We start from the raw sequence: 19,034 nt of genomic DNA, 5'->3' as shown, positions 1-19,034 counted from the left end.
CTAAATCGACTCCGGGTTAATCTGAGAAAAATCCGTCACCTGACGATGGCGGCTCTCATTGTCCGCATCGCCACGCAGTAATTGCAATGTCTGCCAGCCCGCCTCTGCGGCGGCATCCAGCTCCTGATGAATATCAGAGAGAAACAGCAGCTGCTCCGCTGGCTGGCCAATGTCAGCGGCAATAGTGCGATAAGCCGCGACGTCGCGTTTGGCGCCGACGTGGGTGTCAAAATAGCCACTGAACAGGCCAGTAATATCACCTTCGTCGCTGTAGCCAAATAACAATTTCTGCGCCGCAACCGAGCCGGAGGAATATACATAAAGTTCAATGCCCTGCGCCTTCCAGCGGCTGAGCGCAGGCACGACGTCGGGATAGAGATGACCGGTAAAACTGCCGTTCACGTAGCCATCACGCCAGATCATGCCCTGCAGCGCCTTCAGGCCGGTCGATTTGCGATCCTGGTCCATAAAGCCCAGCAGAATATCTGTGACGCCAGCCAGATCGGCCTGCAGCTGACCAGCTTCTTCGCGCACCGACTGCAGTGCGGCCGCCACGTCCGGCTGGTGCGCATTTTCACGCAGGAAATCCGGCAGATGCTTGCGGGCATAGGGAAAAAGGATGTTATGTACAAAGCGGATATCGCTGGTAGTGCCTTCGATATCAGTAACAATGGCGCGAATCATGCTTTCTCCAGCAGGCGACGTTGACGTTCACATTCAAATAAAAATTCCAGACCTTCCAGATGACGGCGGGCTTCGCTGACATCCCGGCCCCAGCAGGTTAAGCCGTGGCCGCGCAGCAGAAAGCCGTAACGCAGCGGAAAACGTGCGGCGTAATCTTCAATTTCTGACGCCAGCGCCGCGATATCCTGGCTATTGTCGAACACGGGAATCGCCAGCGTATCCAGGTGAGTATGCTGACCACTTAACGATTTTTGCATCTCATAGCCGTGCAGCAATAGCGCCGCACCCTGCTCCACCCGCGACAGCACGGTCGAATTCACCGTGTGGGTGTGCAGCACCGCGCCCGCCTCGGGAAAGAGGCGATAGATCATCGTGTGCAGGCCGGTTTCTGCCGACGGCTTACGGCCAGAGAGCGACTGGCTGGTGGCGATATCGACCTCAATAAAGTCATCCCGCGTCAGCGTGCCTTTATCTTTGCCCGATTCACTCAGCAGGCAGACATGTTCATCGCGGCGCACGGACATATTTCCGCCGGTGGCCGGTGCCCAGCCTTTTTCGCCAATCCAGTGACAGGCGGCGACCAGCTGATCTAACGGAAGACTCTGCGACATAAAGGTTCCTTACGGTGAAATGTAATTCCCGGTAACTCAGATAATCGTAACGGCGATGAAATTTCAACAGGTTGCATCATCATCTCCAGGTCCTGCCAAATGATCCGTGTGTCAGCAAGGCGGCAAGCGCGCTTATCCCCGGGAGCTGACACTCGTCAGTGACCGGGGTAAGCAAGCGCAGCCAACGCCGCTGCCGCGCGGAGCATGTCGGCAGGACAAGGCGGCAAGTGCGCGCATCCCCGAGAGCTGACACTCGTCAGTGACCGGGGTAAGCAAGCGCAGCCAACGCAGAAGAGATGTGGAGCATGACGCATTTAGCCGTCTAAGCGTCTTGATTGCCAAATACTACCATCCTGTTTATAGTGGCACAAACACCGGGTGACACCGCATCAATTTTCGCGCTTAAGGCCTGACACCATGACGCAGCACAACCTGATCCCCGAGAGTAAACTTCCCTTACTCGGCACCACGATTTTCAGCCAGATGAGTGCGCTGGCGCAGCAGCATAACGCCATCAATCTCTCTCAGGGCTTTCCCGATTTCAGCGGCCCGGACTATCTACAGCAGCGGCTGGCGTATCACGTCAGCCAGGGCGCGAATCAGTATGCGCCGATGACCGGTGCGCTGCCGTTACGCGAGGCGATAGCTGAAAAAACCGCGCGACTTTATGATTACCGCCCGGATGTTGACGTGGAGATTACGGTGACAGCGGGTGCAACTGAAGCGCTCTATGCGGCGATTACCGCACTGGTGCGGCCGGGCGATGAGGTGATCTGCTTTGATCCCAGCTACGACAGCTATGCGCCTGCGGTGGAGTTGTCTGGCGGCGTGATGAAACGCATTACGCTGCAGCCGCCCGCTTTTCGGGTGGACTGGCAGGCGTTTGCTGCACTGCTGAGTGACAAAACCCGGCTGGTGATTCTGAATACGCCGCACAACCCTACCGCTACCGTCTGGCAGCAATCCGATTTCGCCGCGCTGTGGCAGGCGATTTCGGCGCACCCGGTTTATGTGCTGAGCGACGAAGTTTATGAGCACATCTGCTTCGATGAGGTGGGCCACGCCAGTGTGCTGGCCCATCCTGATTTGCGTCAGCGCGCCATCGCGGTGTCGTCGTTTGGCAAGACGTTCCATATGACCGGCTGGAAAGTGGGCTATTGCATTGCCCCTGCGGCGATCAGCGCTGAACTGCGCAAAGTGCATCAATACCTGACCTTCTCGGTGAATACCCCGGCGCAGCTGGCAATCGCCGATATGCTGCGTGAGCATCCGGAACACTATTTTGAACTGCCAGCGTTCTATCGCGATCGCCGCGATAGGCTGGCCACGGCGCTGAGCAACAGCCGCTTTAAGGTTCTGCCCTGCGAAGGGACCTACTTTTTACTGGTCGATTACAGCGCCATCTCCGATCGGGATGATGTCAGTTTCTGCCAGTGGCTGACCCGTGAAGTCGGCGTCGCCGCGATACCCCTGTCGGTGTTCTGCGCCGATGCTTTCCCCCATAAACTGATCCGCCTCTGTTTTGCCAAACAGCCGGCGACATTAGATGCCGCCGCGGAGCGCTTATGTCAGCTTTGAAAATCACGCTATTGCAGGAGACGCTGAGCTGGATGGATGGCGAGGCCAACCTGCGCCATTTTGACGCGCAACTGGCCGGACTTACCGGACGCGATCTGATTATCCTGCCAGAGATGTTTACGACCGGCTTTGCGATGGAGGCGGCGAAAAGCTCGCTGCCAGAGGCGCAGGTGGTTGAGTGGCTGCACCAGCATGCCCGCAGCACCGATGCCCTGGTCGGCGGCAGCGCGGCAATTCAGACAGAACACGGCGCGGTAAACCGCTTCCTGCTGGTCGAACCGGACGGCACGCTGCATCAGTATGACAAGCGTCACCTGTTCCGTATGGCGGACGAGCATCACCACTATCAGCCCGGCGAACAGCGGCAGGTGTTTGAGTGGCGCGGCTGGCGCATTCTGCCGCAAATCTGTTACGACCTGCGCTTCCCGGTCTTCTCGCGCAACCGCAATGATTACGATCTGGCGCTCTATGTCGCCAACTGGCCTGCGCCACGTGCGCTGCACTGGCAGGCGCTACTGTTAGCGCGGGCGATTGAAAATCAGGCTTACGTGGCAGGCTGTAACCGCGTTGGCAGCGATGGCAATCAGCATCACTACAGTGGCGACAGCCAGATTATTTCACCGCAGGGGGAGATCCTCAGCGCGGCCGAGCAGCATCAGCGCGCCCGGCTGGATGCCGAGCTGTCACTGGACGCGCTTCAGGCTTACCGCGAGCGCTTCCCGGCCTGGCAGGATGCAGACCGGTTTTCGCTGTAAACCACCGCCGGTTAACTGCCGCGATAAGTTGACCAGGACCAGGGCGAAATCAGAAATGGCAGATGAAAATGGCTGCCCGCCTCAGCGATCAGAAAATCGATCTGTGCACTGACGTAGAGCGCATCCCGACCGGCGACGGCAAAATAGTCGCCGATTTCCGCCGTTAAACGGTAGTGGCCCGGCGTCAGCGGCTCAGGCGTCAGATCTTTCAGACGCCCGTCGCTGTCCGTTTCACCCTGTGAAATCGGAAACCAGCCTTCCGGGCTGTTCTGCTCCAGTGAAATCGCCACGCCGCTGGCCGGTTTACCCAGCGCCGTGTCGAGAATATGGGTGGTCACAGTGCTCATTGAATCGTCTCCTTAAGGCGTAACAGGGTAATTTCACGCAGTTGATCCAGCGCCTCCTGCTGCTCGGTAACATCGCTATTCTGCAACCGACGCTGCAACTCTGCGAGCATCTGTTCGCCGCTGCGCCCTTTGGCACGAATCAGAAACACCCGGCCAAAACGCGCTTCATACGCCTGATTCCCCTGCTGCATCGCCTGTTGCAGAGCATAATCGGCCTGCTGCATCGCGGACTGCTCCCCGCGCGACAGTACAGACTCTTTGTCCGCGCCGTCCGCGCGTTCGCCAATGCGGGGATGTGCTGACAAGGCCGCTTCCAGCTCGGGCTGCTGCCACTGGCGAGCCAGCGCATCGGCAGTGGCCAGTAGCGCCTCAATGGTGGCAAAAGGCCGGCCCGCCACCATCGACTGCTGCCAGTGCGGGATCGCCACACAGTGCCGGATGGCCGACTGCGCCTCGTCAGCTGACAGCTGATTAAATGTGGCTAACTCCATATTTTAACTCCGTCCGGCAATCAGCGAGACCGCTTCCAGATAAGCCTGCAGCGCAGGAGCCACATCGTCAACCGCCACCGACTCTGCCGGATGATGACTGATGCCGCGATGGTTACGCACAAATAACATGCCGACCGGCCAGCGTTCAGCGATAGCGATAGCGTCGTGCCCGGCCCCGCTCGGCAGGGACAGACTGCGACCCTGCACCGTTTCCACTGCATGGCTCAGCGCCTGTTGCAGCGCGGAGTCACAGGCGGTAGCACCGATGCGATAATATTCATTCGACTCGAAGCGAAGTCCACGACGCAGCGCAATCGCCTCAGCCTGCGTTAGCAGGCTGGAGAGCAGCGTCTCCAGCGGATTATCCAGCGGACCGCGCACGTCCAGCGACAGCGATACCTCGCCGGGGATCACATTCACTGCACCCGGCGCGCAGTTAATCGTGCCCACAGTCGCGACCAGCTGCGGATCCTGCTCACGGGTGGCCTGCTCGATAAACACCATCCACTCGGCGGCGGCGGCCAGCGCATCTTTGCGATGCGTCATCGGCACCGTTCCCGCATGGCCCGCTTCGCCGGTGAAACGACAGTTGAGGCGGCGCGCACCGTTAATCGCCGTGACCACACCCAGCGCCAGATCTTCCTGCTCCAGACAGGGGCCTTGTTCGATGTGCAGCTCAAGATATCCGACGATATCCTCAACCCGCCGCGCCGCAGATGCGATCCTGTCGCTGTCGAGACCAACATAGGCCATCGCCTGCGCGACAGTAATGCCATTGCCGTCGGGATGTGTCACCCAGCTTTGCGGCCAGCTGCCGGTAATCCCGCGACTGCCCAGCAGCGTAATGCCAAAACGGGTGCCCTCTTCGTCGCCAAAGCCAATCACCTCAATGGCCAGCGGCAGGCGGCGCTGATGTTCATTTAGCCACTGTACGGTTTCAATGGCGCTGAGCACGCCCAGCATCCCGTCGTAGCGGCCGGCGTTGCGCACCGTGTCGAGATGGGAGCCGAGCAGCAGCGCAGGCGCACCCGCTTCTGCCGCCTCATAGCGCCCACAGATATTGCCGACTTCATCCTGCCACACCTGCATCCCCGCTGCCTGCATCCACTCACCGACGCAGGCGTTGGCGCGCAGATGTTCCGCCGACAGGTAGACGCGGGTCAGGCCCTCAGCCGTTTCGCTGATCGCTGCCAGCGCATCACAGCGCGCCATCACGCGCTGTGCAGCGGCCTGAGCTTCGCTGGCACTCATCATCATGCCTGGCTCCCGTAGTGATCCCAGGCGGCCTGCGCACCCGCGCCCTGCGGCGTGCGATAACCAACATGAGTCAGCACTGTTTCCAGCGCCGATAGCGTCTGCATCACGCAATCTTTGCGCGCGTTGTAACCCATGGTGCCGATGCGCCACACCTTGCCATGCAGCGGACCAAATGAGGTGCCAATCTCAATGCCGAAATCCTCCAGCATCAGTTTGCGCACCTGATCGCCGTTGACACCTGACGGGATCATCACGCCCAGCACGTTGTTCATCTTGTTTTTCAGATCGCCAAAGGTCTCCAGCCCCATTCCCTGAATGCCTTTCAGCATCGCTTCACCATGCAGTTTGTGACGAGCGATGCCGTTATCCAGCCCTTCCTGCAGGATCAGACGGGCACACTCGCGGGCGCCAAACAGCGCACTGGTCGCTTCGGTGTGATGGTTAAGCCGCTCCGGCCCCCAGTAATCCATGATCATGCCGAGATCAAAATAGTTGGAGTAGATCATTTCATCATCTCCATCCTGATGCGCCTCGGTGCGGATCCCCTGCTCCACGCATTTGCGTTTGCGGATCACCGCTTCCATCTCTGCGCTCAGGGTGATCGGCGACGTGCCTGATGGGCCGCCCAGGCATTTCTGCATCCCCGCCGATACGGCATCCAGTCCCCAGGCATCCGTTTCCAGCGGGTTGCCCGCCAGCGACGCGGTGGCATCGGTGTAGAACAGCACGCCGTACTGTTTGCAGATCGCCCCCAGCTGCTCAAGTGGCTGCAGCATGGTGGTCGAGGTATCGCCCTGCACGGTCAGCAGCAGGCGTGGCCGCACTTTTTTGATCGCATCTTCAATCTGGTCCGGGGTAAAGACTTCGCCCCACGGCACTTCGATGGTGTGAACGTCCGCACGACAGCGGCGGGCAATTTCGCACAGCAGGTGACCGAAGCGGCCAAACACCGGGACCAGCACTTTGTCGCCAGGGCGGATAGCGGAGAGCAGTATCGATTCGATGCCCGCACGAGAGGTGCCATCAATCAGCAGCGTCCAGCGGTTCTCTGTGCGGAACACGCCGCGATAGAGCGCCATCACTTCGTTCATGTAGTGGGTCATCGCGGGATCGTACTGACCCAGCAGCTGGCTCGACATGGCGCGCAGCACGCGGGGATCGGCGTTGATCGGTCCCGGTCCCATCAGCAGACGCTGTGGCGGATTGAGTTGCGGGTATTGTGTTATATCCATCATCATTTCCTTTTCTGATGCCCGACAGGCTATTTTATTTGCCATTCTGGCCCCGGGCAGTGCTCACACAGGCTGCTTTAGCAACCTGAACGCCCGTAAGGGCGGCCCTGAAGGGGCGAGCACAGCGAGTCATCCTCACGTACTTCGTGTACGCTCCGGTTGTTCCGCGCTGTCCGTGGTCAGACTGTCTGCAACAATAAACGCCTGTCAAACTAAACATTTAGAGACGAACCGAAGAGATAAACTGCTTCAGCTCCGGCGTCTGCGGCTGGGCGAACAGCGTTTTACTGTCGCCCTGCTCCCAGACGCGCCCCTGATGCATAAAGACCACACGATCGCCCACGTCGCGGGCGAAGCTCATTTCATGGGTGACGAGGATCAGCGTCATTCCCTCTGCCGCCAGCTGCTCCAGAACTTTAAGCACTTCGCCCACCAGTTCAGGATCGAGCGCGGAGGTGATCTCATCACAGAGTAAAACTTTCGGCGTCATCGCCAGCGCACGGGCGATCGCCACGCGCTGCTGCTGACCGCCAGAGAGGCTGGCAGGATAGTAGTCAAGACGTTCACCCAGCCCGACTTTCTCCAGCATCTGCGCCGCCAGCGCCCGGCACTCGGCCTCGCTTTTCTTCAGCACCCGGCGCGGCGCCAGCATCACGTTCTCCAGCGCCGTCATGTGCGGGAACAGATTGAAGCTCTGAAATACCATTCCGACCGAGCGGCTGATTTCACGCGCCTGCGAATCACGGTCAGTAATCGTCATCCCGCCGAGCTTGATGCTGCCCTCCTGATAGCCTTCCAGCCCGTTCATACAGCGCAGCAACGTGCTTTTGCCGGATCCACTGCGACCAATGATCGAGATCACCTCGCCCATGTCGATATCCAGATCCACGCCTTTCAACACATGGTTGTCGCCGTAATATTTTTGCACCTGATTAATGGTGATGAGCGGCATTGAATTTTTTCTCCAGATACTGGCTGTAGCGAGACAGCGGATAACACATCAGGAAGTAGCCCAGCGCCACCAGCCCAAAGACTTTAAACGGCTGATAGGTCACGTTGTTCAGAATGGTGCCCGCCTTAGTCAGCTCAATGAAGCCGATTATTGAGGCCAGCGCGGTGCCCTTGATCACCTGCACGGCAAAGCCCACGGTCGGCGCGATACCGATGCGGATCGCCTGGGGTGCCACCACCCGCCATAGCGTCTGACCAAAGGTCAGGCCGAGGCAGCGCGACGCTTCCCACTGCCCTTTCGGCAGGGCGCGAATGCTGCCGTACCAGATGTCCACCAGAAAGGCGCTGGTGTAGAAGGTCAATGCCAGAGAAGCTGCGGTCCAGGGCGCGACATCAATGCCGAATAGCCCGACGCCGAAAAATGCCAGGAACAGCTGCATCAGCAGCGGCGTGCCCTGAAACAGCGCGGTGTAACCGCGTATCACGCGCGTCAGCCACTTGCGTTGCAGCAGACGCAGAAACAGCAGTGGCAGCGTTACCAGCGTTCCGCCGGCAAAGGCCACCAGCGACAGTAACAGGGTCCAGCGCGCCGCCAGCAGCAGGTTGCGCAGGATGTCCCAGTCAGTAAAGGTCGTCATCATGATGGCTGCACTCCAAACCATTTACGGCCAATTGCCAGCAGCAGATGGCGCATCGCAATCGACAACGCCAGGTAGATCAGCGTGGTCACCAGATAGACCTCAAAACTTAAGAAGGTACGCGACTGAATCAGGTTAGCGGCGAAGGTCAGCTCCTCATAAGAAACCTGGGACACCACCGACGACCCCAGCATCACGATGATGCACTGACTGACCAGCGCCGGGTAAATGCGCTGCAGTGCAGGCGGCAACACCACCCGCAAAAACGTCTGGCTGCGGGTTAATCCCAGCACCCGGCCTGCTTCCCACTGCCCTTTGGGTGTTACCTGAATTCCGGCGCGGATGATCTCGGTACTGTAAGCGCCAAGGTTGATCAGCATCGCCAGCAGCGCCGCCTCGCCAGCGGTAAGTTTCAGCCCCAGCGCAGGCAGACCGAAAACAATAAAGAACAGTTGCACCACAAACGGCGTATTGCGGATCAGCTCGACATAGATGCCCCACAGGCGGCTCATCCAGCTGGGTTTGCCGCTGCGCAGCGCCGCGCCCGCAATGCCCAGCGCCACACCACCGGTCGTCGCCAGCACCGTCAGCTGGAGGGTGACCCACAGACCGGAGAGCAGCTCCGGCCAGTAGGGCCACAGGGCGGGAAAGTTAAGTTGCCCGGTCATGAATCCGTCCTCAGACGCCGAGGTTGGCGGGCAGCGGCGCTTTGAGCCACTCTTCTGACAGTTTATTCAGAGTGCCATCTTTGATGCCCTGCTCAATCAGCGCATTGACTTTCGCTTTCAGCGCAGGCTCATCTTTCTTCAGGCCGATAAAGCAGGGTGAATCTTTCAGCATAAACTGCGCGACAGGCGCTTTAGCCGGATTCTGGCGTGCAATCGCGGCGACCACCAGGTTACCGGTGGCGACATATTGCACCTGACCGGAGAGATAGGCAGACAACGTGGTGTTGTTATCTTCATAGCGTTTTATCTGCGCATCTTTCGGCGCAACGTCGCTGAGCACCATGTCTTCTACCGCACCGCGCGTGACGCCAATCGACTTGCCGCTCAGCGCCGACGCCGCTTTGATCTCATCACCTTTCGGACCAAATACGCCCAGGAAGAACGGCGCATAGGCACGGGTAAAGTCGATCACTTTCTCACGCTCGGCATTTTTACCCATGCTGGAGATAACCAGATCGACTTTGTCAGTTTGCAGATAAGGCACGCGGTTGGCACTGCTGACCGGCACCAGCTGCAACTTAAGTTTCATCTGCTTTGCCAGATATTTCGCCGTGTCGATGTCATACCCCTGCGGCTGAAGGTCAGTGCCGACCGAGCCAAAGGGTGGGAAATCCTGCGGCACAGCGACGCGGATGACACCGCGCTTCTGGATGTCCTGCAGTTGATCGGCCAGCGCACTTCCCGCCTGAGCCATCAGTAATGCTGCAGCTGCTACCGCCATTAAAACTTTTTTCATTATGCACCCCGGTGAGATTAACGTGAAACAAAAGATTCTTTGGGATGCATTCTGCAACTAATGTGCCAATGCGGGTGGCAATTAAAAAAGGGTTAGAGGGCAGAGAGTTCCGTTGAAACTGGACGTAATCGGGACGATTACGCCGGGAAAGATGTGTTCTGAAATGGGGCAAAGCACCAAAACGGTGCCTGTTAACGGTGCTCCAGTTCGTCAAACTGCTGATACAGGTCAGCGATCTGATGTATCCGCTGACGTCCCTGAGCCAGCATTTCATGCAGCAGGGCATTAGCAATCAGGTTAACCAGACTCATGGCGGCACTGTAACTGTCGAAGGCGGAGACGCTGTCCAGCGGCGTACAGAGTTGCCACCGCGCCAGGGTAATCACCGTCTGCGCCTGTGGCTCACACAGCGCCAGCAGCGGGATACCGGCTGCCTGCAACTGCTGCATCAGCGGGCGAATGATGCGTGGACGACGACGAAAGGCCATCACGATGACCATGTCGTCCGGTGTGATATCCACCAGCTCCTCAGCCAGCGTCTGGCCCGGCTGCGGCAGAATATGCACCTGAGAACGCGCCTGTACCAGTTGCTGGCGCAGGTGCAGCGCCACCGGGTAGGCATTGCGCATACCGATGATAAAGACGCGTTTTGCCTGCGACAGCTGCTGAATAACCTCGTTAAAGTGCTGTGCATCCAGGCTGTTAACCCACTGCGTCAGATTCGCCATTTCCTGCTTATAGTGGCGTGCCAGCAAGGTATTGCCCTGCACGGCATCACGATTATCTGTCAGCGGCATGCCGCTCTGACGCAGGATGCGTAACTCATCACGCATATCTTTGTATTTCTCGTAGCCCAGACGCTTAAACAGCCTGCTGACCGTGGCTTTCGACACACCACTGAGCCGCGCCAGCTCGGCGCTGTTGTAGCTGATCAGGTCATCGAAATGGTCAAACACGAAGTCAGCAATGCGCTGTTCCTGTGGCGAGAGCTGGGGATAGTGACTTCTGAGTCGTTCATCAAGCTGTTGCATAAGGCGTCCTGTAACTTTTGTTTCAGCACTTTTGTTTAGCAAAACCTAGCACAATTTACGCCAGGTTAACCGGCGCATTGTCATCGCAGGGTGAAAACTGGAACAGCTCTTGCTTTGTTATGCGTACTGTCACCCGAAGAATGAGAAAACGATGATTCAAAGCAATATGGCCCCGCAGGGGATGGCGGTGACGCCGCACCATCTGGCGAGTGAAAGCGCACTCGCGGTACTGCGTGATGGCGGTAATGCCATTGAAGCGATGGTGGCCGCCGCCGCAACTATCGCGGTGGTCTATCCACACATGAATGGACTGGGCGGCGACGGTTTCTGGCTGATTCTGCCGCCCGGTGGTGATCCTGTCGCTATCGACGCCAGCGGCGCAGCAGGTTCACTGGCTCACCGCGATTTTTACGCCGATCACCCGAAAATTCCACATCGCGGACCGAAAGCGGCGCTGACCGTAGCCGGTACAGTCAGTGGCTGGCAGGAGGCACTGATGCTCTCTAAGGAGATGGGCACCCCGCCGCTGCCGCTGGCTCGTCTGCTGCGTGATGCCATTCGCTACGCCGCCGACGGCATTCCGGTGACCGCTTCACAGAGCGCCGCCACCGCGACGTTTCGCAGTGAGTTGCAGCATCAGCCCGGCTTCAGCGCCACGTTTATGCCTGACGGCGAGGTGCCGCAGCCCGGCAGCCGTTTTACCCAGCCCGCACTGGCGAACACCCTGAGTCAGCTCACCGAAGAGGGACTCGACAGTTTTTATCGCGGCCCGCTGGCTCATCATCTGGCCGACGAGATGGCGACACTGGGCATGCCGGTGACGCTGAACGATCTGCAGCAGCATCGCGCCCGCCGCACAACGCCACTGCACCTCGCACACAGTGAAGGCGACATCTGGAATATCGCCCCGCCGACGCAGGGCATGGTGTCGCTGGCCATCCTCGGCATCACCGACTGGCTGGCGATGGCGGAGGCTGATGACGCGCAGACGGTGCACCGCATCGTTGAAGCCACCAAGAAAGCCTTTGCGCTGCGGGACAAACACATCACCGATCCGCGTCACGTTACCGAAGATCTGCAGGCGCTGCTGGATAGCGATCACCTTGCCACACTCGCCAGCCAGATCACCGATGGTGAGGCGGCAGCCTGGGGGAGCGGACGCGGCCCGGGCGATACCGTCTGGATGGGCGTGATGGACAGCAGCGGTCTGGCGGTCTCCTTTATTCAAAGCATCTATCACGAGTTTGGCAGTGGTGTGGTGCTGCCCGGCACCGGTATTACCTGGCAGAACCGTGGCGCGGCGTTTAGCCTGGATCCTGACCATTTACTCGCCCTTGCGCCCGGCAAGCAGCCGTTTCATACCCTGAATCCCGCCGCTGCACGCCTGAAAGATGGCCGGACAATGGTGTATGGCGCCATGGGCGGAGATGGTCAGCCGCAGACCCAGGCGGCGATTTTTACCCGCCATGTCATTCAGGGCCTGCCGTTACAGCAGGCGGTCAGTGCGCCGCGCTGGCTGCTGGGCCGGACCTGGGGGCAATCATCAGACTCATTAAAACTGGAAGGCCGCTTTGACGACGAAACGGTATTAATGCTGCGTCTGTGGGGACATGAGGTGGAGCTGCTGCCGGACTTCAGCGAATCCGTGGGCCATGCGGGCGCCATCGTGCGTCACAGCAACGGCATGTTTGAGGGCGCAAGCGATCCGCGCAGTAACGGCAGCGCTGCCGGTTTTTAACAGGAGCGAATCATGAATCAACACGACTGGGCCAGCTACATCGGCCATATGGAGCAGATACTGCAACTGGAACTGGATGACGCCCGCCGCGCTGAACTGCTGATCCAGCTGTCGCGTATCGCGGAGATGGCGGCACCGCTGATGGCGTTTCCGCTGGACGATCGGCTGGAAGTGGCAGGAGTATACCAGGCATGAGATTAGGTGATGTTTCGATTCAGAGCCTGCAACGGGCGATCCAGCAGGGTGAGATCAGCGCGGTGGAGGTAGCGAAGAGCACGCTGCAGGCCGTTGAGCAGCATAATCCGGCGCTGAATGCCTGGACGGAAGTGACCGGGCCGCGCATGTTAAAAGAGGCCAGCGCGATTGATGCGCAGCGGCAGCGCGGCGAAACCCTGCCACCGCTGGCGGGCATCCCGTATGCGGTGAAAAACCTGTTTGATGTGGCGGGTCACAGCACACTGGCCGGTGCCAGCCTGTTCCGCGATCGCCCTGCGGCCCAGGCAGATGCGTTTGCCGTGGAGAAACTGCGTCACGCAGGCGCGCTGCTGTCGGGCATGCTGAACATGGATGCTTATGCCTATGGTTTTACCACCGAAAACAGCCACTATGGTGCGACGCACAATCCGCGCGATCTGAGCCGCGTGGCGGGCGGCTCTTCAGGCGGTTCAGCCGCCGCCGTGGCCGCCGGGCTGGTCCACTTTTCACTGGGCACCGACACCAACGGCTCGATTCGGGTGCCCGCCTCGCTGTGCGGTATTTTTGGTCTTAAGCCAACTTTTGGTCGTCTGTCACGCAGCGGCAGCCATCCGTTTGTCGCCAGCCTTGATCACATCGGCCCACTGGCGCGCCGGGTTGAGGACCTGGCACTGGTGTATGACCTGTTGCAGGGTGCAGACCACGCTGACGCGTTTCAGGCTGACCGTCCACTGGCCGAGACGCTGCCAGGGCTGTCACAGGGCAGCGAAGGATTGCGCTGTGGCGTACTGGGTGGTTTTTTTGCCCGCTGGTGCGATGAGGATGCCCGCGCGGCCGTCGCGGCAGTTGCAGCCGCGCTTGAGGCTCAGGAAGAGGTGCTGATGCCGGAGGCGGAGCTGGCCCGCTCGGCGGCGTTTATCATGACCGCTGCCGAGGGCGGCAATCACTATTTGCCTGCCCTGCGCCAGATGCCGGAGCAGTTTGAACCGAACTCACGTGAGCGTCTGCTGGCCGGTACCATGATGCCTGGTGCCTGGTATGTGCAGGCACAGCGTTTCCGTCGCCATTTTCAGCAGCAGGTGTTACCGCTGTTTGATCGGTTCGATGTGCTGATCGCCCCAGCGACGCCCTGCAGCGCGATTACTATCGGTCAGCAAACTCTGACGATTCAGGGTGAGTCGCTGCCCGCCAAGGCGAGCATGGGAATGCTGACGCAGCCGATCTCCTTCCTGGGATTGCCGGTCTGTACCGTGCCGCTGGCGACCCGAAGTGGCCTGCCGATTGGATTACAGCTTATCGCCCGTCCGTTTAATGAAGAGGCAGTACTACGCGCCGCCTGGGCACTGGAACAACAGGGCATTACGATGCCGCAAATGAATATGGCAGGAGCCTGATGAACAGAGAGATTAATTTACCGCAGGTGCTCACCGAGGTAACGGCGCAGTTTTATCGCTACGAGCAGGCGCTGGTCAGCAATGACGTGGAAGAACTGGATGCGCTGTTCTGGCATGACCCGCGAACCGTGCGTCTCGGGGCGGGAGAGAATCTGTATGGCATTGATGAAATTCGGGCCTTCCGTGCCGCGCGTCCTTCAGCCGGTCTGAACAGGACGCTACGGAACACCGTGATTACGACTTTTGGCGAGGATTATGCGGTCTGCAGCACCGAATTTACCCGCCCTGGCAGCGATAAGATTGGCCGTCAGCAGCAGACCTGGGTACGAATGCCCCACGGCTGGTGCATCGTGGCGGCGCAGGTCAGTCTGATGAGCTGACGGCATCCGGCGCTGCTCCCGTTCAGAACGGGGCAAGCGCCGGAACTGGCTTAAGGTGCCGGGTGAGTTGCGATCCAGTGGTCAGCAATCTGCTGGCGGGTACAGATCCAGACGTCGTCGTGCTGCTGGATGTGATCGAGGAAGTTCTGCAACGCGCGGAATTTGCCAGGGCGACCCAGCAGGCGGCAATGCATGCCGACCGACATCATCTTCGGTGCCGTCTCTCCCTCTTCATACAGCACATCAAAGGTGTCGCGCAGATAGGTGAAGAACTGTTCGGCGGTGTTAAACCCCTGCGGCGAGGCAAAGCGCATATCGTTGCACTCAAGGGTGTAAGGAATAACCAGGTGCGGTTTTACCGTGCCATCCTGGCAGGTAACCTGCGTCCAGAACGGCAGATCATCGCCGTAGTAGTCACTGTCGTAGCTGAACCCACCCTGCTCCACCACCAGCCGACGGGTGTTCGGGCTGTCGCGCCCGGTGTACCAGCCTGTTGGCGCTTTCCCAAACAGATCCACCAGCACATCCACCGCCTGCTGCATATGCTGACGTTCAGTTTTTGCATCCATGCCCTGATAGTGGATCCAGCGCCAGCCGTGGCTGACCACATCGTAGTCCGCCTGTTTAATCGCCTCGACAATTTCCGGATGACGCGCCAGCGCCATCGCCACACCAAAAACGGTTAGCGGCAGACCACGTTTCTGAAATTCATTGTGGATGCGCCAGAAGCCGGCGCGGGAGCCGTACTCATACAGCGACTCCATCGACATGTGACGATCGGTATAGCTGGCTGCACCGATGATGTCGGAGAGGAACTGCTCTGAGCCCGCATCGCCATGCAGCACACTGTTTTCTGCACCCTCTTCGTAATTCAGGACAAACTGCACTGCCACACGGGCGTTATTGGGCCAGGCGGCGTGCGGCGGATTGGCGCCATAACCGATTAAATCGCGCGGATAGTTTTTGTTAAAGCTGTACTCTTTCTTCTCTGCAGCGTCAGTCATTACTCCACCTGTTTTGATTCGGGAAAGTTCCGTTAGTTTAGATGTTGAAACGCACCTGAGAGAGGTTTCTGCAAAGGCCAGGCCAGATCGCCATGTTTGCTGGTGCCAAAACCAAGCGCCACCAGCGACTCGACCATTTTCACCGCTGCGCTGACGCCATCAATCACCGGCAGGCCCAGCTCCTGGGTCAGCGAAGCCGCCAGCGTCGCCATTCCGCCACAACCCAGCACAATCGCCCCGCTGCCATCTTCCCGTTTCGCCTGAATACAGCGCTGCCGCACTTTTTCCTGCGCCAGACCGCTGCCATCCTCCAGCGCCAGTACCGGCAGATCGATGGCATGCAGCGCGGCACAGTGATGGGTAAAGCCATACTGCTGCAACAGATGACGCGCAATCACCAGCGTGCGCGGCAGCGTGGTGACAATGGAGAAGCGTGTCGCCAGCAGCGTGGCGGTATGCATCGCCGCCTCCGCAATGCCGATTACCGGCCCGCTGGCCAGCTCGCGTGCGGCCAGTAAACCCGGATCGCCGAAGCAGGCAATGACATGTCCGCTGACACCCTGCTCCCTGCCCAGCTTGATCTGCTCCAGCACGCCGATGGCGGCGATCGCCTCATCGAAGTGCCCTTCAATGGAGGGCACACCCTGCGACGGCGAAACCGCCAGAATTTCGGTGCCCGGCGCGGCGACCGCACGCGCGGCCTGAGCGATAGTTTCGGTCATCGCCAGACTGGTGTTGGGATTAATGACCTGAATCAGACTCATGAAGCGACTCCAGAGACTGAGGCAAACAGTCGGGAGAAATCGGGCAGGGTTTCTCCGCTGCGCTCAAAGTGCAGGCTGGAAACGATGTGCTCAAAGTGATGCTGAAGCGCGAGAGTCAGCGGTTCCAGCGCACGAGCGCGCAGTAACGCCAGAAGATTTGCGTGATCGTCACAGCGACAGCCGCGCTGCCAGGGCGCGCCCCAGGCGGCAATTACCAGTGAGGAGCGCTGAGTCAGGCTGGTCACCATGCCGGTGAGCACCTGATTACCGGAGATCGCCTGTAGCTGAATATGAAACGCGGCGGAAAGCCGGATGGCTGCCGGACCATCATGATCGGCGTGCGCCTGGTTTTCCTGTGCAATGAGCTGCTCCAGTGCCGCCAGATGCGGAGGCTGCAGATGCGCCAGTACCGCAGGCAGATTGGCGCACTCCATTAAACTGCGGGTTGAGAAGATGTCACGTGCCTCTTCAACGCCGGGTGTCGCCACCTGCGCACCACGTTTGGGCGTCAGGGTGACCATCTGCACCGCCGCGAGGCGCTGCAGCACTTTGCGGATGCCGGTGCGACTCACCCCAAAGACCCCGGAAAGTGCCTCTTCCGGCAATTTACTGCCTGGCGGCAGCTGGTGCTCAACAATAGCGTTCATCAACGCCTGGTAAATCCCTTCATCTTTGTCCTGCAGATGAGTGGCGTCTCGCTGGCCTGTTTTACTCGTCATTACCTGCTCCGGTCGCTCGCTGTGTGCCACTATCGTATACGTGAAAAATAAATATTGTATACAAGAAAACAGATCTGGCCTGAATCCTGCAATACCGTCTTACCAGATTATTCATTCCACTTTCAGGTACAGGAGCAGGTTTCATGCCAAAACAATCAACGGTGGCCAGCGCGGCCTCTGAAGCCAGTGCCCGTTACAGCCCACGGCTTTGTAACGAAGACCTGGCACCGACTCGCAATCAGAACTGGTCGTGGTACAACATCTTCTCTTTCTGGATGTCCGATGTGCACAGCATGGGCGGCTATGTGGTAGCCGCCAGTTTCTTCACGCTGGGATTAGCCAGCTGGCAGGTGCTGCTCTGCCTGCTGGCCGGGATTTGCATCGTGCAAATCTGTGCCAACCTGGTGGCGAAACCGAGCCAGATGGCGGGTGTCCCTTATGCGGTGATCTGCCGTCAGGCGTTTGGCGTGTTTGGTGCCAATATTCCGGCGGTGATTCGCGGGCTGATCGCGTTCGCCTGGTATGGCATTCAGACCTATCTGGCGGCGAATGCCCTGATGCTGGTGCTGCTGAAGTTTGCGCCGTCGCTGACATCAATGACCGTGCCACACTGGCTGGGCCTGTCGCTGCTGGGCTGGTGCTGTTTCGGCATTATGTGGTTACTGCAGGCGATGGTGTTCTGGCACGGCATGAACGCCATTAAGCGGTTTATTGATGTCGCTGGACCGGCGGTCTATGTGGTGATGGTGGCACTGGCGGGCTGGATTGTATACAAGACCGGTTTCGATGGCATCTCCTTTACCCTCGCCAGCAAATCGCTGACCGCAGGCGAACAGACCTGGCAGATGATTACGGCCACGGCGCTGGTGGTCTCTTACTTCTCCGGGCCGCTGTTAAACTTCGGTGACTTTTCACGCTACGGCAAGAATATGTCCGAGATTCGTCGCGGCAACCGCTGGGGCCTGCCGTTTAACTTCCTGCTGTTCTCAGTGGTGACGGTGGTGATTGTCTCGGGCACCCAGTCGCTGTTTGGCAAAATGATCACCGATCCTATCGAAACCGTAAGCATGGTCGGCAACGATCTGGCGGTCGCGATTGGCCTGCTGACCATGATTACCGCCACCATCGGCATCAACATCGTGGCGAACTTCGTTTCACCCGCGTTTGACTTCTCGAACTGTTCCCCACAGAAAATCAGCTTCCGCACCGGTGGGATGATCGCCGCCGTTGGTTCAGTGCTGTTAACGCCGTGGAACCTGTTCCAGTCGCCTGAGCTGATTCACTACACCCTGGATGTGCTTGGATCCTTTATCGGGCCGCTGTTCGGGATTCTGTTAACCGATTTCTATCTGATTAAGCGTGGCCGTATCTCAGTCGACGATCTGTTTAATGACACGCCATCTGGTCGTTACTGGTATCGCGGTGGCTTTAACCCCAAAGCAATTGGCGCGCTGCTGCCGTCGGTAGCGATTTGCCTGGTGATTAGTTTTATCCCTTCCCTGCATCAGGTGGCGAACTTCAGCTGGTTCATTGGTGCTGGTCTGGCGGCGGGCTGCTATCGCTTTATCGCCCGTGAAGATCGTGAAGCTGAAGATGTGACCCGCGCGCATGGCGAGGTAGTGGCGCAGAAGAATCAAGCCGTCGCTGAATAGCAGACAGCAAAAAGCCGATTCATTTCTGAATCGGCTTTTTTAAAGAGATTGGCGGAACGGACGGGGCTCGAACCCGCGACCCCCTGCGTGACAGGCAGGTATTCTAACCAACTGAACTACCGCTCCGCGCTTTGTTCCCCGTCGAGAAC

21 protein-coding genes and 1 tRNA gene are annotated in these 19,034 nt (G+C 58.9%); 7 read left to right on the top strand and 15 right to left on the bottom strand.

The window, feature by feature from the left end; genetic code table 11:
* Both mtnC and AC6I77_RS03820 read right to left on the bottom strand, forming a co-directional pair.
* Positions 1 to 684 carry an acireductone synthase gene (gene mtnC, locus AC6I77_RS03825; protein ID WP_003852578.1) on the bottom strand — a complete coding sequence of 228 codons (684 nt, stop codon included), beginning with the start codon at positions 682 to 684 and terminating at the stop codon, positions 1 to 3.
* Positions 681 to 1,295: a methylthioribulose 1-phosphate dehydratase gene (locus tag AC6I77_RS03820; RefSeq protein WP_003852577.1), complete on the bottom strand. Its 615-nt coding sequence runs from the start codon at positions 1,293 to 1,295 to the stop codon at positions 681 to 683. The genes mtnC and AC6I77_RS03820 overlap by 4 nt, the downstream gene beginning before the upstream one ends.
* 417 nt (positions 1,296 to 1,712) lie before the next feature.
* Here AC6I77_RS03820 and AC6I77_RS03815 point away from each other — a divergent pair, with 417 nt between their 5' ends.
* Together AC6I77_RS03815 and AC6I77_RS03810 are read left to right on the top strand one after the other, a co-directional pair.
* Complete coding sequence (locus AC6I77_RS03815; protein WP_110411629.1) at positions 1,713 to 2,873, top strand: pyridoxal phosphate-dependent aminotransferase; 1,161 nt, start codon at positions 1,713 to 1,715, stop codon at positions 2,871 to 2,873.
* Complete coding sequence (locus tag AC6I77_RS03810) at positions 2,861 to 3,628, top strand: amidohydrolase (protein ID WP_008924831.1); 768 nt, start codon at positions 2,861 to 2,863, stop codon at positions 3,626 to 3,628. Before AC6I77_RS03815 ends, AC6I77_RS03810 begins: the two co-directional genes overlap by 13 nt.
* Before the next feature lie 11 nt (positions 3,629 to 3,639).
* Here AC6I77_RS03810 and uraH read toward each other — a convergent pair whose 3' ends face one another.
* The 9 genes from uraH to hpxU form a co-directional block, all read right to left on the bottom strand.
* Positions 3,640 to 3,975 (bottom strand): hydroxyisourate hydrolase, encoded by a 336-nt coding sequence (uraH, locus tag AC6I77_RS03805; RefSeq protein ID WP_008924830.1) that lies wholly within the window; start codon positions 3,973 to 3,975, stop codon positions 3,640 to 3,642.
* Positions 3,972 to 4,466 (bottom strand): 2-oxo-4-hydroxy-4-carboxy-5-ureidoimidazoline decarboxylase, encoded by a 495-nt coding sequence (uraD, locus tag AC6I77_RS03800; protein ID WP_140916033.1) that lies wholly within the window; start codon positions 4,464 to 4,466, stop codon positions 3,972 to 3,974. Before uraD ends, uraH begins: the two co-directional genes overlap by 4 nt.
* A 3-nt stretch (positions 4,467 to 4,469) precedes the next feature.
* Positions 4,470 to 5,723: an allantoate amidohydrolase gene (gene hpxK / locus AC6I77_RS03795; protein WP_497816725.1), complete on the bottom strand. Its 1,254-nt coding sequence runs from the start codon at positions 5,721 to 5,723 to the stop codon at positions 4,470 to 4,472.
* The gene (locus AC6I77_RS03790) at positions 5,720 to 6,955 is read right to left on the bottom strand and encodes a pyridoxal-phosphate-dependent aminotransferase family protein (protein ID WP_003852571.1); all 1,236 of its coding nucleotides are present in this window, start codon (positions 6,953 to 6,955) and stop codon (positions 5,720 to 5,722) included. Before AC6I77_RS03790 ends, hpxK begins: the two co-directional genes overlap by 4 nt.
* 220 nt (positions 6,956 to 7,175) lie before the next feature.
* The gene (locus AC6I77_RS03785; protein WP_008924827.1) at positions 7,176 to 7,907 is read right to left on the bottom strand and encodes an amino acid ABC transporter ATP-binding protein; all 732 of its coding nucleotides are present in this window, start codon (positions 7,905 to 7,907) and stop codon (positions 7,176 to 7,178) included.
* On the bottom strand, positions 7,888 to 8,544 hold the full coding sequence (locus AC6I77_RS03780; RefSeq protein WP_033742952.1) for an amino acid ABC transporter permease: 657 nt from the start codon (positions 8,542 to 8,544) through the stop codon (positions 7,888 to 7,890). Before AC6I77_RS03780 ends, AC6I77_RS03785 begins: the two co-directional genes overlap by 20 nt.
* Positions 8,544 to 9,212, bottom strand: a complete 669-nt coding sequence (locus tag AC6I77_RS03775; RefSeq protein WP_008924825.1) for an amino acid ABC transporter permease — start codon at positions 9,210 to 9,212, stop codon at positions 8,544 to 8,546. Before AC6I77_RS03775 ends, AC6I77_RS03780 begins: the two co-directional genes overlap by 1 nt.
* A 10-nt stretch (positions 9,213 to 9,222) precedes the next feature.
* Positions 9,223 to 10,008, bottom strand: coding sequence for a transporter substrate-binding domain-containing protein (locus AC6I77_RS03770; RefSeq protein ID WP_283544106.1), 786 nt, complete (start codon positions 10,006 to 10,008; stop codon positions 9,223 to 9,225).
* A 191-nt stretch (positions 10,009 to 10,199) separates the two neighbouring features.
* Complete coding sequence (gene hpxU / locus AC6I77_RS03765) at positions 10,200 to 11,039, bottom strand: MurR/RpiR family transcriptional regulator HpxU (protein WP_078804136.1); 840 nt, start codon at positions 11,037 to 11,039, stop codon at positions 10,200 to 10,202.
* Positions 11,040 to 11,190: 151 nt separating this feature from the next.
* Between hpxU and AC6I77_RS03760 the strand changes: the two genes are divergently transcribed.
* Genes AC6I77_RS03760 through hpxZ form a run of 4 tightly spaced genes read left to right on the top strand, consistent with a single transcriptional unit; the run spans position 11,191 to position 14,746 of the window.
* Positions 11,191 to 12,777: a gamma-glutamyltransferase family protein gene (locus AC6I77_RS03760; protein WP_003852564.1), complete on the top strand. Its 1,587-nt coding sequence runs from the start codon at positions 11,191 to 11,193 to the stop codon at positions 12,775 to 12,777.
* A 12-nt stretch (positions 12,778 to 12,789) separates the two neighbouring features.
* On the top strand, positions 12,790 to 12,972 hold the full coding sequence (gene hpxX, locus AC6I77_RS03755; RefSeq protein ID WP_003852562.1) for an oxalurate catabolism protein HpxX: 183 nt from the start codon (positions 12,790 to 12,792) through the stop codon (positions 12,970 to 12,972).
* Positions 12,969 to 14,366 carry an AtzE family amidohydrolase gene (locus AC6I77_RS03750; protein ID WP_003852560.1) on the top strand — a complete coding sequence of 466 codons (1,398 nt, stop codon included), beginning with the start codon at positions 12,969 to 12,971 and terminating at the stop codon, positions 14,364 to 14,366. The genes hpxX and AC6I77_RS03750 overlap by 4 nt, the downstream gene beginning before the upstream one ends.
* A complete protein-coding gene (gene hpxZ, locus AC6I77_RS03745) occupies positions 14,366 to 14,746 on the top strand; it encodes an oxalurate catabolism protein HpxZ (RefSeq protein WP_003852558.1) in 381 nt (126 codons plus the stop codon). The genes AC6I77_RS03750 and hpxZ overlap by 1 nt, the downstream gene beginning before the upstream one ends.
* Before the next feature lie 50 nt (positions 14,747 to 14,796).
* On the opposite strand, the gene puuE is transcribed toward hpxZ, so the two are convergent.
* The 3 genes from puuE to AC6I77_RS03730 are packed head-to-tail and all read right to left on the bottom strand — an operon-like array spanning position 14,797 to position 17,233.
* Positions 14,797 to 15,750, bottom strand: coding sequence for an allantoinase PuuE (gene puuE, locus AC6I77_RS03740; protein ID WP_039658999.1), 954 nt, complete (start codon positions 15,748 to 15,750; stop codon positions 14,797 to 14,799).
* 32 nt (positions 15,751 to 15,782) lie between these two features.
* A complete protein-coding gene (hpxA, locus tag AC6I77_RS03735) occupies positions 15,783 to 16,514 on the bottom strand; it encodes an allantoin racemase (RefSeq protein ID WP_003852554.1) in 732 nt (243 codons plus the stop codon).
* On the bottom strand, positions 16,511 to 17,233 hold the full coding sequence (locus AC6I77_RS03730; RefSeq protein WP_039658997.1) for a GntR family transcriptional regulator: 723 nt from the start codon (positions 17,231 to 17,233) through the stop codon (positions 16,511 to 16,513). The genes hpxA and AC6I77_RS03730 overlap by 4 nt, the downstream gene beginning before the upstream one ends.
* A gap of 143 nt (positions 17,234 to 17,376) precedes the next feature.
* Here AC6I77_RS03730 and AC6I77_RS03725 point away from each other — a divergent pair, with 143 nt between their 5' ends.
* Positions 17,377 to 18,885 (top strand): NCS1 family nucleobase:cation symporter-1, encoded by a 1,509-nt coding sequence (locus AC6I77_RS03725; RefSeq protein WP_003852551.1) that lies wholly within the window; start codon positions 17,377 to 17,379, stop codon positions 18,883 to 18,885.
* A gap of 49 nt (positions 18,886 to 18,934) precedes the next feature.
* On the opposite strand, the gene AC6I77_RS03720 is transcribed toward AC6I77_RS03725, so the two are convergent.
* Positions 18,935 to 19,011: transfer RNA gene (locus AC6I77_RS03720), tRNA-Asp, on the bottom strand.
* Positions 19,012 to 19,034: the final 23 nt, after the last annotated feature.

The organism is Pantoea sp. X-Soil-ISGK-259 (assembly GCF_059730705.1).
This window is presented reverse-complemented; position numbering and strand designations above follow the sequence as displayed.

What these genes read in the sequence shown, in the direction of transcription:
- AC6I77_RS03725 (WP_003852551.1), top strand. Translation starts at nt 17,377, where the DNA reads ATGCCAAAACAATCAACGGTGGCCAGCGCGGCCTCTGAAGCCAGTGCC.
- AC6I77_RS03760 (WP_003852564.1), top strand. Translation starts at nt 11,191, where the DNA reads ATGATTCAAAGCAATATGGCCCCGCAGGGGATGGCGGTGACGCCGCAC.
- AC6I77_RS03790 (WP_003852571.1), bottom strand. Translation starts at nt 6,955, where the DNA reads ATGGATATAACACAATACCCGCAACTCAATCCGCCACAGCGTCTGCTG.
- AC6I77_RS03750 (WP_003852560.1), top strand. Translation starts at nt 12,969, where the DNA reads ATGAGATTAGGTGATGTTTCGATTCAGAGCCTGCAACGGGCGATCCAG.
- AC6I77_RS03810 (WP_008924831.1), top strand. Translation starts at nt 2,861, where the DNA reads ATGTCAGCTTTGAAAATCACGCTATTGCAGGAGACGCTGAGCTGGATG.
- mtnC (WP_003852578.1), bottom strand. Translation starts at nt 684, where the DNA reads ATGATTCGCGCCATTGTTACTGATATCGAAGGCACTACCAGCGATATC.
- puuE (WP_039658999.1), bottom strand. Translation starts at nt 15,750, where the DNA reads ATGACTGACGCTGCAGAGAAGAAAGAGTACAGCTTTAACAAAAACTAT.
- hpxA (WP_003852554.1), bottom strand. Translation starts at nt 16,514, where the DNA reads ATGAGTCTGATTCAGGTCATTAATCCCAACACCAGTCTGGCGATGACC.
- hpxK (WP_497816725.1), bottom strand. Translation starts at nt 5,723, where the DNA reads ATGATGATGAGTGCCAGCGAAGCTCAGGCCGCTGCACAGCGCGTGATG.
- AC6I77_RS03770 (WP_283544106.1), bottom strand. Translation starts at nt 10,008, where the DNA reads ATGAAAAAAGTTTTAATGGCGGTAGCAGCTGCAGCATTACTGATGGCT.
- AC6I77_RS03815 (WP_110411629.1), top strand. Translation starts at nt 1,713, where the DNA reads ATGACGCAGCACAACCTGATCCCCGAGAGTAAACTTCCCTTACTCGGC.
- AC6I77_RS03730 (WP_039658997.1), bottom strand. Translation starts at nt 17,233, where the DNA reads ATGACGAGTAAAACAGGCCAGCGAGACGCCACTCATCTGCAGGACAAA.
- hpxU (WP_078804136.1), bottom strand. Translation starts at nt 11,039, where the DNA reads ATGCAACAGCTTGATGAACGACTCAGAAGTCACTATCCCCAGCTCTCG.
- hpxX (WP_003852562.1), top strand. Translation starts at nt 12,790, where the DNA reads ATGAATCAACACGACTGGGCCAGCTACATCGGCCATATGGAGCAGATA.
- AC6I77_RS03820 (WP_003852577.1), bottom strand. Translation starts at nt 1,295, where the DNA reads ATGTCGCAGAGTCTTCCGTTAGATCAGCTGGTCGCCGCCTGTCACTGG.
- AC6I77_RS03785 (WP_008924827.1), bottom strand. Translation starts at nt 7,907, where the DNA reads ATGCCGCTCATCACCATTAATCAGGTGCAAAAATATTACGGCGACAAC.
- uraH (WP_008924830.1), bottom strand. Translation starts at nt 3,975, where the DNA reads ATGAGCACTGTGACCACCCATATTCTCGACACGGCGCTGGGTAAACCG.
- AC6I77_RS03780 (WP_033742952.1), bottom strand. Translation starts at nt 8,544, where the DNA reads ATGACGACCTTTACTGACTGGGACATCCTGCGCAACCTGCTGCTGGCG.
- uraD (WP_140916033.1), bottom strand. Translation starts at nt 4,466, where the DNA reads ATGGAGTTAGCCACATTTAATCAGCTGTCAGCTGACGAGGCGCAGTCG.
- hpxZ (WP_003852558.1), top strand. Translation starts at nt 14,366, where the DNA reads ATGAACAGAGAGATTAATTTACCGCAGGTGCTCACCGAGGTAACGGCG.
- AC6I77_RS03775 (WP_008924825.1), bottom strand. Translation starts at nt 9,212, where the DNA reads ATGACCGGGCAACTTAACTTTCCCGCCCTGTGGCCCTACTGGCCGGAG.